The sequence below is a fragment of the Modestobacter sp. DSM 44400 genome, from assembly GCF_900107175.1.
In the GTDB taxonomy this organism is placed as follows: domain Bacteria; phylum Actinomycetota; class Actinomycetes; order Mycobacteriales; family Geodermatophilaceae; genus Modestobacter.
This window is the reverse complement of record NZ_FNOZ01000042.1, coordinates 22,239-34,392: the sequence shown is the minus strand read 5'-3', so window position 1 is coordinate 34,392 and position 12,154 is coordinate 22,239. Positions and strand designations below refer to the sequence as shown.

The 12,154-nt window shown below is 71.6% G+C and carries 15 protein-coding genes and 2 pseudogenes; 9 read left to right on the top strand and 8 right to left on the bottom strand.

Features of this window, described 5'->3' with window-relative positions:
• Positions 1 to 318, top strand: a 318-nt coding sequence (locus BLW04_RS19745; RefSeq protein WP_139306924.1) for a transposase, incomplete at its 5' end; no start/stop codon positions are given.
• 10 nt (positions 319 to 328) lie between these two features.
• Here the strand turns inward: BLW04_RS19745 and BLW04_RS19740 are convergent.
• Positions 329 to 493, bottom strand: coding sequence for a maleylpyruvate isomerase N-terminal domain-containing protein (locus BLW04_RS19740; RefSeq protein WP_254781807.1), 165 nt, complete (start codon positions 491 to 493; stop codon positions 329 to 331).
• A 406-nt stretch (positions 494 to 899) separates the two neighbouring features.
• On the opposite strand from BLW04_RS19740, the gene BLW04_RS19730 reads away from it, so the two are divergent.
• A complete protein-coding gene (locus BLW04_RS19730; RefSeq protein ID WP_217631132.1) occupies positions 900 to 1,391 on the top strand; it encodes a P-loop NTPase family protein in 492 nt (163 codons plus the stop codon).
• 155 nt (positions 1,392 to 1,546) lie between these two features.
• Here BLW04_RS19730 and BLW04_RS19725 read toward each other — a convergent pair whose 3' ends face one another.
• Positions 1,547 to 1,852 carry a cupin domain-containing protein gene (locus BLW04_RS19725; protein ID WP_175484154.1) on the bottom strand — a complete coding sequence of 102 codons (306 nt, stop codon included), beginning with the start codon at positions 1,850 to 1,852 and terminating at the stop codon, positions 1,547 to 1,549.
• 158 nt (positions 1,853 to 2,010) lie between these two features.
• Between BLW04_RS19725 and BLW04_RS29780 the strand changes: the two are divergent.
• Both BLW04_RS29780 and BLW04_RS19715 read left to right on the top strand, forming a co-directional pair.
• A pseudogene (locus BLW04_RS29780) lies at positions 2,011 to 2,463 on the top strand (HD domain-containing protein); the annotation flags it as partial.
• Between the two features lie 253 nt (positions 2,464 to 2,716).
• Positions 2,717 to 3,136 carry a tyrosine-type recombinase/integrase gene (locus tag BLW04_RS19715; protein ID WP_091546223.1) on the top strand — a complete coding sequence of 140 codons (420 nt, stop codon included), beginning with the start codon at positions 2,717 to 2,719 and terminating at the stop codon, positions 3,134 to 3,136.
• On the opposite strand, the gene BLW04_RS19710 is transcribed toward BLW04_RS19715, so the two are convergent.
• Together BLW04_RS19710 and BLW04_RS19705 are read right to left on the bottom strand one after the other, a co-directional pair.
• On the bottom strand, positions 3,133 to 3,936 hold the full coding sequence (locus tag BLW04_RS19710; protein WP_091546221.1) for an exodeoxyribonuclease III: 804 nt from the start codon (positions 3,934 to 3,936) through the stop codon (positions 3,133 to 3,135). The two genes, BLW04_RS19715 and BLW04_RS19710, sit on opposite strands and share 4 nt — an antisense overlap.
• Positions 3,937 to 3,973: 37 nt before the next feature.
• Positions 3,974 to 4,936: an acyl-ACP desaturase gene (locus BLW04_RS19705; protein ID WP_091546217.1), complete on the bottom strand. Its 963-nt coding sequence runs from the start codon at positions 4,934 to 4,936 to the stop codon at positions 3,974 to 3,976.
• A gap of 385 nt (positions 4,937 to 5,321) precedes the next feature.
• On the opposite strand from BLW04_RS19705, the gene BLW04_RS19700 reads away from it, so the two are divergent.
• The gene (locus tag BLW04_RS19700; RefSeq protein WP_254781805.1) at positions 5,322 to 6,764 is read left to right on the top strand and encodes an LCP family protein; all 1,443 of its coding nucleotides are present in this window, start codon (positions 5,322 to 5,324) and stop codon (positions 6,762 to 6,764) included.
• A gap of 25 nt (positions 6,765 to 6,789) precedes the next feature.
• Here BLW04_RS19700 and BLW04_RS19695 read toward each other — a convergent pair whose 3' ends face one another.
• From BLW04_RS19695 to BLW04_RS19685, 3 genes are read right to left on the bottom strand one after another with little or no spacing between them, the layout of a single operon-like run.
• Positions 6,790 to 7,422 carry a LutC/YkgG family protein gene (locus BLW04_RS19695; RefSeq protein WP_091546207.1) on the bottom strand — a complete coding sequence of 211 codons (633 nt, stop codon included), beginning with the start codon at positions 7,420 to 7,422 and terminating at the stop codon, positions 6,790 to 6,792.
• Complete coding sequence (locus BLW04_RS19690; protein ID WP_091546204.1) at positions 7,419 to 8,888, bottom strand: LutB/LldF family L-lactate oxidation iron-sulfur protein; 1,470 nt, start codon at positions 8,886 to 8,888, stop codon at positions 7,419 to 7,421. The genes BLW04_RS19695 and BLW04_RS19690 overlap by 4 nt, the downstream gene beginning before the upstream one ends.
• Positions 8,885 to 9,658 carry a (Fe-S)-binding protein gene (locus tag BLW04_RS19685; protein WP_091546200.1) on the bottom strand — a complete coding sequence of 258 codons (774 nt, stop codon included), beginning with the start codon at positions 9,656 to 9,658 and terminating at the stop codon, positions 8,885 to 8,887. Before BLW04_RS19685 ends, BLW04_RS19690 begins: the two co-directional genes overlap by 4 nt.
• Between BLW04_RS19685 and BLW04_RS29775 the strand changes: the two are divergent.
• From BLW04_RS29775 to BLW04_RS19670, 4 genes and pseudogenes are all read left to right on the top strand, one after another.
• Positions 9,657 to 10,163 (top strand): annotated as a pseudogene (locus BLW04_RS29775) (hypothetical protein); the annotation flags it as partial. The gene BLW04_RS19685 and the pseudogene BLW04_RS29775 sit on opposite strands and share 2 nt — an antisense overlap.
• Positions 10,164 to 10,182: 19 nt before the next feature.
• Complete coding sequence (locus BLW04_RS28710; protein ID WP_091546197.1) at positions 10,183 to 10,458, top strand: aldehyde dehydrogenase family protein; 276 nt, start codon at positions 10,183 to 10,185, stop codon at positions 10,456 to 10,458.
• Positions 10,459 to 10,479: 21 nt separating this feature from the next.
• Positions 10,480 to 10,677 carry a hypothetical protein gene (locus BLW04_RS19675; RefSeq protein ID WP_091546194.1) on the top strand — a complete coding sequence of 66 codons (198 nt, stop codon included), beginning with the start codon at positions 10,480 to 10,482 and terminating at the stop codon, positions 10,675 to 10,677.
• A gap of 40 nt (positions 10,678 to 10,717) precedes the next feature.
• Positions 10,718 to 10,915: a hypothetical protein gene (locus tag BLW04_RS19670; protein ID WP_091546190.1), complete on the top strand. Its 198-nt coding sequence runs from the start codon at positions 10,718 to 10,720 to the stop codon at positions 10,913 to 10,915.
• Between the two features lie 3 nt (positions 10,916 to 10,918).
• Here the strand turns inward: BLW04_RS19670 and BLW04_RS19665 are convergent, their stop codons facing one another.
• Entirely contained in the window at positions 10,919 to 12,130 is a 1,212-nt protein-coding gene (locus BLW04_RS19665; RefSeq protein WP_091546186.1) for an acyl-CoA dehydrogenase family protein, read from the bottom strand.
• Positions 12,131 to 12,154: the final 24 nt, after the last annotated feature.

Genomic DNA, 12,154 nt, shown 5'->3' with positions numbered 1-12,154 from the left:
ACCGGCGCGTTCCGGCTGCTGGCGGACAAGGCGTACTCCCATCCCAGTACGCGGGCGCACCTGCGGGCGAAGAAGATCGCTCACACGATTCCCGAACGCAGCGACCAGATCGCACGCCGCAAGGCCAAGGGCTCGGCCGGTGGGCGACCACCGGCCTGCGATGCCGAGCTCTACAAGGACCGCAACACCGTCGAACGCGGGTTCGGCCGGCTCAAGCAGTGGCGCGCTATCGCCACCCGCTACGACAAATACGCCACCACCTACCTCGGCGGTGTCCTCCTCGGCTGCATGATCATCCATCACCGCGTCCGCAGTTAGCAGACACGCTCTAGGAACGCGCCCAGGGCGTTGGGCGCTGCCGCACGGCGAGGTGTGCGCCGACGGTGCGTACATCCCAGCCCGCGCACAGGCTGGGCGCGGCCAACTGCCGTTCGTCCAAGCTCTCCAGTAGGTCGGCGACCGCCAGTCGTCGCGCTGCTGCTGCGAGGAACACTTCTCCCGATGCCGAACCCTGCACCACGTGTCCTCCCGTCGCTTCGTCTCGTCAGGTATCTGGACCATCCAACTTCTGGTCTGTCAAACGATAAAGGACGAGGTGCTGTGAGCGACGACCAACCGAGCTCGCCGCTGGTGCACCTGCTTCGCGCTCTCACCGTGGAGCTTGATCTCTTCGGCGCCAACTTCGCCCGACTCCATCGGCTGCACCCCACGGACGTTCGAGCTCTGATAACGCTCGTAGAAGCCGATCGAGCTGGCGCGCGCCTTGGATTACCTCGCCTTGACCGACGCCGTGAGTTACGCACTTAGCCAGGAGGGTCGCAAGGGCCGCTGTCGTGACGCTGGTCCCGCACCTTCCTCCGATTGAGGATCGCTCAACGGCGAGGACGAGGAGGTCCCGCGTGAAACGCCCCACGCCACCCAATCTTCTCGTGAGCGCGCAGCGAGTCGTCGTATTGGGTCGCGGCGGGGCAGGCAAGACGACCGCAGCGGTGCAGCTGGGGCGGGTCACTGGGCTGCCCGTCCTCGAGCTCGATCAAAGCTTCTGGTCGGCCGGACTGACCCCCATGCCCCTGAGTGCCTGGGCTGAGACGCAACACGACCTCGCCGCGGGCAGCCGCTGGATCATGGATGGCGACCTCGGCCCCTACGACGTCCTCGCGCCTCGGCTGGGCAGAGCCGACACTGTCCTGATCCTCGACTTCGGGCTGTTTCGCTGCGCCTGGCGGGCCCTGCGCCGGTCCCGCGAGCGCGCTGACTTCTGGTGGTGGCTGCTGACCTGGCGATGGCGCAGCAGGCCCGCCGTCCTCTGCGCGGTAGCCACCCACGCGCCGGAGGCCGACGTGTATGTAGTCAGAACGCCGCGGCACCTGCGTCATCTTCTTGGCCAGTGACTGCCCGAGGTCTCTCGACGATGCATCGCTCGACGATCGGCTACCGGCCGCTGCTCGTCCATTCTCGGTTGGCCTTGGCCTGCCGAGCGGCGGCGCGGGCATGGCGGTCGCCCACCGAGGGACCGAGGGCGTGTTCCGGATCGCGATGCCGTGGGCTATCTCCGTCTCTCCACGGCCAGGAAGGTGCAGCCGTCCGGCGAGCTCGGTTGGTGTGACGACCCCGGCCAGTTGTGGATGAACGTTCCCGCCCCAGACGCCTGATTCTGATCGACGAAGGTCCCTGACAAGACGTACAGATACTCGTGGTGCTCGTGCTCGTCCAAGTAGGAGAGCTGGTAGCCGGCGTCGTACTGGAGGAGCACGATCCGCGTGCCCGACTCATGGTCGTTCTCAACAGTCATCCGCCGGTATCCCGGCTCGACCTCCGTCCACTGCGCCGTCGTGGTGTCGACGTAGGTCATGAGCGCTCCAAGCATGGAACGCCCCGCTCCCGTCACGGCTCCGCGATCCTGCTCATGAACAGTCACGCTACGACCGTACTCAAACCGGCTGTTGTCGCGGATGAACGCCCTCGAAGGACCGTCCCGCGAGCCTAACCCGCTACGGCCACGGTCGCGTGATGTCGGTGCCCGGCGCCGGTGTCCCGCGGAGGATGGTGGCGTGGGGGTGTCAGTGTGGGTCGATGAGCTCGACGAGTCGTGCGGCCGCGGACGTGCTCGGTGAGGGAGGCACGTACTGGGATCCGCTGTGGCGGTTGGGCGTGGTACTTACGCCGCTGGAGCGGGACCTGCTGCGGTGCTGGCCGGTGCGCCGGTTGGCGTTCATCGCCTATGCCGGCGCCTCGAGTATCGTCACCACCCAGGCCTTCTCGCGGTTGGAGCACTCGTTGGGCGTCTTGGCCCTGGCGGCTCACTTCGCTCCCGAGGACGGCCTGGCCCGGGCCGCGGCGCTGCTGCATGACACGGGACATCTGCCGTTGAGCCACACCTTCGAGGGCGTGGCCGGGCTGGACCACCACGCCTTAGGCGCCAGGCGGGTGCGGGAACTGGCCGACGTCTTGGCTAGTCACGGCATGGACGCCGAAGACGTGCTTGCGGTCGAGACCGGACGGCGTCCCTCGGTGATGTCCGGTGAGCCGGGAGTGCTCAAGCTGGATCACCTGGACGGTCTGGTGCGCAGCGGACGGGCCCACGGGCGCACCTGTCAGGCCCCGCCGGCCACCCTGGCCCGCCTTCAGGTGACGCGGGGGTGCGTGAGCACCGATGCCACCACCGCCGGCTACCTGGCCGAACTGGTAGCTGCGGCGGCGCGCTGGCACTGCTCGGATGTCAATGTTGTGGCTACCGGCGTGGTGCGGTATCTCGCTAGCGTCCTGCTTCAGCAGGCCTCGCCCGCGCGCGTCGGACGGGGCGGTGTTCACCACGACCACTGGGACTCCGCTCGGCCACGTCTACTACGGGCACAACCTCTTCCGGAAGGCGGTGGCGTCGGCCGGGCTGCCCGAGGGGACGACCAGCCACGACCTGCGGCACCACTTCGCGTCGCTGCTGCTGGCCGCCGGTGAATCGGTGATCGGGGTAGCTGAGCGGCTCGGCCACGACGATGCCTCGCTCGTGCTGTCCACCTACGGCCATCTCATGCCGGACAGCGAGGACCGCACGCGCCGGGCCGTCGACGCCGCGTGGGGCGCAGCGGGTGCCGCGTGTGCCCCGGATGTGCCCCAAGGCGTCCGGTCGGTGCGTTAGTCGGCGAGGTCGACCACCACGGGGGCGTGGTCGCTGGCGCCCTTGCCCTTGCGCTCCTCGCGGTCTACCAGCGCGTCTGTCACCCGGCGCTGCAGCGCGGGGGAGCCGAGCACGAAGTCGATCTGCATGCCTTCGCGGCGGGGGAAGCGCAGTTGCGTGTAGTCCCAGTACGTGTAGACGCCGGGCCCGGGTGTGTAGGGGCGGACGACGTCGGCGTACCCGGCACCGACGACACCGCGGAACGCCGTCCGCTCTGGTTCGGTCACGTGCGTGGAGTGGGTGAACAGCGAGATGTCCCAGACGTCGTCGTCCTGCGGGGCGATGTTCCAGTCGCCCACCAGCGCGACCCGGGCGTCGGCGTCGTCGGTCAGCCAGCCCCCGGCCGACATCCGCAGCGCCTCCAGCCAGGCCAGCTTGTAGTCGTAGTGCGGGTCCCCGAGCTGGCGGCCGTTGGGGACGTAAAGGCTCCACACCCGGACGCCGCCGCACGTCGCGCCCAGCGCCCGAGCCTCGGGAGCGGGATCGACGCCCTCCTTGGCCGACCAGGACGGCATGCCCGGAAAGCCCACCTCGACGTCGGTCAGCCCGACCCGGGACAGCACGGCGACGCCGTTCCACTGCGAGTGGCCGACGTGCGCGACCTCGTAGCCAAGGTCATGGAAGCGGTCGTCGGGGAACTGGTCGTCCCGGCACTTGGTCTCCTGCAGCGCCAGCACGTCGACGTCGCTGCGCTGCAGCCAGGCGGCGACCCGGTCGGCGCGGCTGCGGATGGAGTTGACGTTCCAGGTGGCCAGGCGCACGGGGACCCACCCTAGGCGGGGACCGGCGCGCCCGGTCTCACACCTGGGCGAGCGGCGTGATCGCCTCGTCCGAGCGCGCCTGCATGCGGGCGCGCATCCGGTCGCGGCTCTCCACGAACTTGGCCGCCTGGGCGTCCAGGCCGGTCAGGAACTCGGCCAGCTCCTCGCGGGCGTGCTCGCCGTCCGGTCCGAGGTCGGTGCGCTCGAACACCTTCCAGGCGCGCAACACCGGCTGGATGACCTCGTCGTGGTGCAGCCGCAGGTCGTAGATGCCGGCCTTGGCGATCAGCACCGAGTTCTTGCGGAACCCGGCCATGGTGGCGCCGGGCATCTCGAAGCGGATGACCTCGTCGGTCACGGCGCGCATGGTCTCGTCCGGAGCGATCTCGAACGCCGCGGCGACGATGTTCCGGTAGAAGACCATGTGGAGGTTCTCGTCCTTGGCGATCCGGGCGAGCAGCCGGTCGGCGATCGGGTCGCCGGTGGCCTTGCCGGTGTTCCGGTGGCTGACCCGGGTGGCCAGCTCCTGGAAGGACACGTAGGCGACGGCCTCCAGCGGCGTCTTGTCCCCGGAGTCGTAGCCCGAGGTCATGTAGTCCATCCGGGCGCGCTCGAGCTCGACGGGGTCGACGCCCCGGGTGACCACGAGGTAGTCGCGCAGCGCGATGCCGTGCCGGTTCTCCTCCGCCGTCCAGCGGCCGACCCAGGTGCCCCAGGCGCCGTCCCGACCGAAGCGTGTGGCGATCTCGCGGTGGTAGCTGGGGAGGTTGTCCTCGGTCAACAGGTTGGTGAACATCGCGGCCTTGGCCGTCTCGTCCAGCCGGGACTGTTCGGGGGCCCAGTCCTCACCACCCAGGAAAGCGAAGTCGTGGCCCTGCGACCACGGGACGTAGTCGTGCGGGTGCCACTCCTGCGCCAGGGACAGGTGCCGGTTCAGGTTCTCCTCGACGACCGGCTCGAGCTCGGTGAGCAGTGCTCCGTGCGGCGGTGTGTGGGACACGAGGGCCTCCCTGGTCCGTTGCCTACGGCGTCGTAACCTACGCAACCGTAACGAGGTCGCCGCAGCGGCCGTTCCGGTCGCTCCCACGGTGACCCGGGTCACCTACCCACCCCGCCGACGGGCACGCCTGGTGTCCGAGCCCTTCCGCGCGGCCATGACTGGCCTCCCCCGCAGGGGTGGAGACGGGCACAGCCCCTGCTCAGGGCCGTGAACGGTGCGATCATGGCGGGATGACCGGGAGCGGAAGGCGGGCAGACCGACCGTGACCCAAAACGAACGGCCGGCTTCCCGACGCCGGTCGTGGTCCAGGCGCGCTCCGGGCACGTCAGGAGGGCGTCGGAGCACCGGCTTCGGCCGCGCCCTCGCCCTCACCGCCGTCGGCACCGTGGTCCCCGGCTCGGGTCTGCTCGCCGCCGGCCGCCGCCGGGTGGGCGCCGTGGTGCTGGCGCTGTTCCTGCTGCTGGTCGCCGGCGTGGCCTATGTCGCCTCCACCCAGCAGCGCAGCGCGCTTCGGGTCGCGGTCGACTCGCCCGCGCTGCTCTGGCTGATCGGCGTGGTCGCCGTCCTCGCCCTGGCCTGGGTGGTGGTCGTCATCACCAGCTACCGCTCGCTGCTGCCCCGCGACGTCCGGCGCTGGCAACGCGCAGTGGGCACCGTCGTGGTCGCGGTGCTCTCCGCGGCCGTCGTGGTCCCCGCGGTCGTGATCGTGCAGGCGGCAACCGCGCAGCGCGACCTGGTCGACTCCGTCTTCGCCGACCGGGACAGCGCCACCGTGCACCAGCCGGCGGACCCCGCGGACCCCTTCGCCGGCCGCGACTCGATCAACGTCCTGCTGCTCGGCGGCGACGGGGGAGCCGGCCGCGAGGGAGTCCGGACCGACACCGTCATCGTGGCCCACATCGCGACCGCCACCGGCCGGACGACGTTGTTCAGCCTGCCGCGCAACCTGGAGAACCTGCCGTTCCCGGCGGACAGCCCACTGGCCGCGCTCTACCCCAACGGCTTCCAGGCCGGCAGCGAGAGCGAGAGCCTGCTCAACGCGGTGTACCGCAACGGCCCGGCCCAGCACCCTGACGTCCTGGGGCCGACCGCCGACCCGGGCGCGGACTTCCTCAAGCTGGGCGTCGGCGAGGCGATCGGCCTGCCGATCGACTACTTCCTGCTGGTCAACCTGGACGGGTTCAGCCGGCTGGTCGACGCCCTCGGTGGCATCACCGTCAACGTCAACTACTACGTGCCGATCAACGGGGACATGGCGGTGGGCACCCTCCCCGACGGCTACATCGCCCCCGGGCCGAACCAGCACATGGGCGGCGTGCGGGCGCTGGACTACGCCCGCGGCCGCTTCGGGCTGTCGGACTACCTGCGGATGGACCGCCAGCGCTGCGTGCTGAAGGCCATCGTGGACGCCGCCGACCCGGTGACCCTGCTCTCCCGGTACCAGCAGTTGGCGGCCACCACCCAGGACATCGTGAGCACCGACGTCCCCTCCGCCGTGCTCGGGGACATCGTCGACCTGGCGTTCCGGGTGAAGGACGCCGACATCCGCAGCGTCGTCTTCGACGACACGGTGATCGACCCCGCCTACCCCGACTACAACCGGATCCGCGCCCTGGTCCAGAAGGCGCTGGCGCCGCAGCCGGCGACCCCGACGAGGTCCAGCGCGCCGGCCCCGCCCACCGCCGCGGCGCCGCCGACCACGCTGGGCCCGGCGCCGCCCCCCGGCGGGAACGGGGGAGCCGCGAACGAGGTCGGCGACGCGTGCGCCTACGACCCGGCGCAGGCCGCGGCCGCCCTGGCGGCAGGCCAGCCGCCGACCCGCCGCTGACCAGCGCCCAGCGCGCCCAGCGCGCTCAGCCGACCAGCACCACCAGCAGCGTGCGGGGCCCGTGCACGCCCTCGACCCGCTGCAGCTCGATGTCGCTGGTGGCCGACGGGCCGCTGACCATGGTGAGCGGCCGCAGCGGGTCCAGCCGGGCCAGCGCCTCCGGGACACTGCCGGCCACCTGGTCGGCGAGCACCACGCAGACCAGGCAGTCCGGCAACAGCGACAGCGCGCGCCGTCCGCAGGCCGGGGAGCCGTCCAGCACGAGCGTGCCGGTCTCCGCGATCGCCACCGCCACGGCGGTCACCGCTGCGGACCGGGCGGCCAGCTGCACCGGCGGGCGGTCGTCGTCCACGTCAGACCCGGTGGGCCGCCACTCCGCAGGCAGCCCGGGCGCGACGACGACGTCGCGGGTGGCCCAGCCGGCTCCCAGCCCCTGGTCCAGGGCCGCGGCGACCGTTGCGCCGATCTCCTCGGGCGCGCAGCGCAGCACGGTGGCGCGGTAGTCCTCCACCCGGTCGACCAGCAGGTCCAGCAGTGCGGGGTCGCCGGGCGGGCGCCCGTCGGTGAGCCGGTAGTCGCGGACCACCTCCGCCGGGGTCGTGCGGTCCGGGCCGAGCGCCTGCCGGATCCGGCCGAGCACGTCCTCCCGGGCGCTCATCGACCGTGCTCCCGGGTCCACGACTCGACGAACGTCGAGGTCGGCGGGGTGGGCAGGTCGCGGCTGCGGGTCCAGCCGGACGCCGGCGGGGGCAGCACCCGCGGCAGGGTGGGCTTGCCGCGGGCCAGCAGCCGGCCCAGCCGGGAGGCGCGCTGGGTGAGGTGCCACAGCCACGGCCGGGACATCGCCGCTGACAGCGCGCGGAAGGCGGCCGCCTCCGGGGTGAGCCGGGTCTGCGCCTCGACGTGCTCGCCGCGCAGGTGCACCAGGATCTTCGGGATGTCGATCGCCACCGGGCACACGTCGTAACAGGCGCCGCAGAGCGAGGAGGCGTAGGGCAGCGAGGCGTTGTCCTCCACCCCGGTCAGCTGCGGGGACAGGATCGCGCCGATCGGGCCCGGGTAGACCGAGCCGTAGGCGTGCCCGCCGGTGCGCTCGTAGACCGGGCAGACGTTCAGGCACGCCGAGCAGCGGATGCAGTGCAGCGCCTCCCGGCCCACCTCGTCGGCGAGCACCGCCGTCCGGCCATTGTCCAGGAGCACTAGGTGGAACTCCTGCGGGCCGTCGCCGGGCGTCACCCCCGCCCAGGTCGAGGTGTAGGGGTTCATCCGCTCGCCGGTGGAGGAGCGCGGCAGCAACTGCAGGAAGACCTCGAGGTCGCGCCAGGTGGGCACCACCTTCTCGATCCCCATGACGGTGATGAGGGTGTCGGGGAGGGTGAGGCACATCCGGCCGTTGCCCTCGCTCTCCACCACGCACAGCGTGCCGGTCTCGGCGACACCGAAGTTCGCGCCGCTGACCGCCACCCGGGCGCGGAGGAACCGCTCGCGCAGGTGGGCCCGGGCGGCCATCGCCAGCTGCCGCGGGTCGTCGGTCAGTCCGGGGTCGACGCCGGGGATGGTGCGGGCGAAGATCTCCCGGATCTCGGCCCGGTTCTTGTGGATCGCCGGCACCAGGATGTGGCTGGGCTTGTCCTCCCCGAGCTGCACGATCAGTTCGGCCAGGTCGGTCTCGAACACGTCGAGGCCGGCGGCCTCCAGTGCCTCGTTCAGGCCGATCTCCTGGGTGGCCATCGACTTGACCTTGACCACCTCGGTCGCGCCGGTGGCCTGGACCAGCCGGGTGACGATCTCGTTGGCCTCGTTCGCGTCGCGCGCCCAGTGCACCGTGCCGCCGTGGGCGGTGACCTGCCGCTCCAGCTCTTCGAGGTGGTCGTCGAGGCGGGCCATCGTCGCGGCCTTGAGCGCCCGGCCGGCTTCGCGCAGCTGTGCCCAGTCGGGTAGCTCGGCGACGACGCGGGCCCGCTTGTTGCGGATGGTCGTGGTCGCGTGGCCGAGGTTGGCCCGCTGCTGCCCGTTGCGCAGCGCGGTGCGGGCGGCGTCGGGGAACGGTTCGTCCCCGCGCAGATGCCCCACCCCACGGGGCGCGGTCGGCAGGCCGGGCATGCCCAGGTCGACGGCGGTCATACCGACATCGCCGGTCGGGTGGTCTGGTCAGGGGTCACGGCTTCCTCCGTCGAGGCGAGGATCTCGGCCAGGTGCACGGTGCGGGTGCCGGCCTTCAGCCGGGAGAGCCCCCCGCCGATGTGCAGCAGGCAGGAGGCGTCCCCGGCCGTGCAGACCTCGGCGTGCGTGGAGAGCACGTTGGCCATCTTGTCGGTGAGCATGGCGGTCGACGTGTCGGCGTTCTTCACCGCGAACGTGCCGCCAAAGCCGCAGCACTGCTCGGCGCCCGGCAGCTCGACCAGCTCCAGCCCCCGCACCGCCCGCAGCAGCTGGAGCGGCCGGTCGCCGACCCGCAGCAGCCGCAGCGAGTGGCAGGTCGGGTGGTAGGTGACCCGATGCGGGTAGTACGCGCCGACGTCGGTCACCCCCAGGACGTCGACCAGGAACTGGGACAGCTCGTATGTCCGGCCGGCCAGCTCGGCGGCGTCGTCGGCCAGCCGGTGCTCGCCGGCCCGGCGCGCGACGTCGGCCTGCTGGTGGTGGATGGAGGCCACGCACGAGCCGGACGGCGCCACGATCGCCTCCGCGCCGGCGAAGGCGCGCACGTGGTTGGCCACGATCGGCACCGCCTCGCGCCGGTAGCCGGTGTTCACGTGCATCTGCCCGCAGCAGGCCTGCGTCGGCGGGACGACGACCTCGTGCCCCAGCCGTTGCAGCAGCACCGCGGTGGCCCGGGCGACCTGCGGGGTCAGGGTGTCCACCAGGCAGGTGGCGAAGAGCGCGACCTTCATGCACCCATCCTGCCCTCCGGGCGCACATGCGGGCGATCTGCACCAGGTTCCCGCAGGTGTCGTCCAGGACTGCGGTATCACCGGCCCCATGGTCAGCGGCTCCTGGGCGAACGTCACGCCGAGCGCGCGGAGCCGCTCGAACTCCGCCGGGACGTGGTCCACGGCGAAGGAGGTGTACGGGATCGCGTCGGCGGACCAGGGCCGCTCTGAACGGCTTGACGGCCGGATGCTCGTCGGGCTCGAGGGGGCGGTCAGTCTCACCCGCGGCACCGACGATCCGGCCATGGGCAGCACCGCGCTGCGCTTCGGCCCGGTGATCAGCGCGGCCAGGGCCGACGAGCTGAACCACCGGGTGGACGACGCCCTGCACCGCGGCGCCGTTGCGCTCTACCGGGGCTCGGTCGGCGACGGGCGGTTCATTACCGGCCAGGACGCCTCGGCCTACGTGGCGCCGGTCGCCCTGCTCCCGCCGGGCGGGGCCAGCGCGCTCATGCACAGCGAGCCGTTCGGCCCGATCGACACCAATGGACGCCTCCAACGGGGCGCTGGTCGCCAGCATCGCCTGCGACGACGAGGAGAAGGCCCGGCTCCTGGCCCGGGAGGTGCAGGCCTTCAAGGTGGTCATCAACAAGCCGCGCTCCCGCGGCAACCGGGCTGAGCCGTTCGGTGGCCGCGGCGCCTCGTGGCTGGGCTGCTTCGTCGGTGGCGAGCTGCTGGTGCAGGCGGTCACGGAGGGCCCGGACAACGACTTGCTCTACAGGAACTTCCCTGAGGACTCGCGGTATCCGGCGGCGATCTGAGCGGGTCGTAGGGTCGGCGGCATGTCCGCCCCCGTTCCTCGCGCAGGTCGCGAGCGCCTCGTCGGCCTCCTCCTCCTCGGCGTCGCCGTCGTCCTGGTGCTGTCCTCGGTCACCTGGTTCGGCAGCGACCGCGCCGGGGTCGGGATCGGCCAGCTGGTGCTGGGCCTGGTCCTCGCGGCGGTGGGCGGCGTCCTGTACCGGCGGGCCCGTTCACGCTGAGGGCCCGTTTCACGTGGAGTGTGGCGGGAACCACAGGCCGATGGAGATCAGCAAGGAGGACCTGGTGCGCGTGCTGCGCACCGAGGGCGACAACGACACCGCCGACAAGGCCGGGTCGCTGCCCGACCGGATCGACACCGACCGGGACGCTGCCGCCCTGACCGCGATCGGGCTGGACCGGACGCAGCTCATGGCCAAGCTCGCGGCCGGTGGCTTCGGCCGGACGCTCAGCCCCTGACCGTCAGCCGGCGTACGGGCGCTCTCGGGCCAGCTCCTCCTTCGCGACCCCGCGGAGGTGTACCGCGTCGGGACCGTCGACGATGCGCAGCGTGCGGGCGGAGGCGTAGAAGCGGGCCAGCACCGTGTCGTTGCTGACCCCGGCGCCGCCGTGCACCTCGATCGCCCGGTCGATGACGTCGCACGCCACCCGCGGGGCGGCCACCTTGATCGAGGAGATCTCGGTGCGGGCCCCCTTCGCGCCGTACTTGTCGATCAGGTCAGCGGTCTTGAGCACCAGCAGCCGGACCTGGTCGATCTCGATCCGCGACCGGGCGACCAGCTCCCGGACGGTGCCCTGCTCCGCAAGCGGGCGCCCGAAGGCGACCCGGGACTTGGCCCGCTCCACCATCAGCCCCAGCGCGCGCTCGGCCATGCCGATGGCGCGCATGCAGTGGTGGATCCGGCCCGGGCCCAGCCGGGCCTGGGCGATCATGAAGCCGTCACCCTCGCCGGAGAGGATGTTGCTCGCCGGCACCCGGACGTCGGTGAAGCGCAGCTCCGAGTGGCCGTGCTGGTCCTGGTAGCCGAACACCGGAAGGTGCCGGACGATCTCCAGCCCGGGGGTGTCGCGGGGCACCAGGATCATCGACTGCTGGCGGTGCGCTGAGCCCTCGGGGTCGGTCTTGCCCATCACGATGAAGATCTGGCAGCGCTCGTCGGCCGCGCCGCTGGTCCACCACTTGCGGCCGTTGATGACGTAGTCGTCGCCGTCGCGGGCGATCGAGGTCTGGATGTTGCGCGCGTCGGAGCTGGCGACGTCCGGCTCGGTCATGGCGAAGCCCGAACGGATCTCACCCTCCAGCAGCGGGGTGAGCCAGCGATCCTTCTGCTCCGGCGTGCCGAAGAGCATCAGGGTCTCCATGTTGCCGGTGTCCGGCGCGCCACAGTTGATCGCCTCGGGGGCGATGGTCGGCGACCACCCGGTGATCTCGGCGACGGAGGCGTACTCGAGGTTGGTCAGACCGGCCAGCTCGTGGTGGAACAGGTTCCACAGGCCGCGCTTGCGCGCCTCGGTCTTCAGCTCTTCGAGGACGGGCGGGTGCCCGTGGTCGTCGTGGCCGCGCGCGGCGCGCCACCCCTCGTAGACGGGTTCGGCGGGGAACACCTGCTCGCGCATGAAGTCCCACATCCGGCCGGTGACATCTTCGGCGCGGGCGGAGAGGGCGAAGTCCATGGCTGTGGACCGTAGCGTCGGATG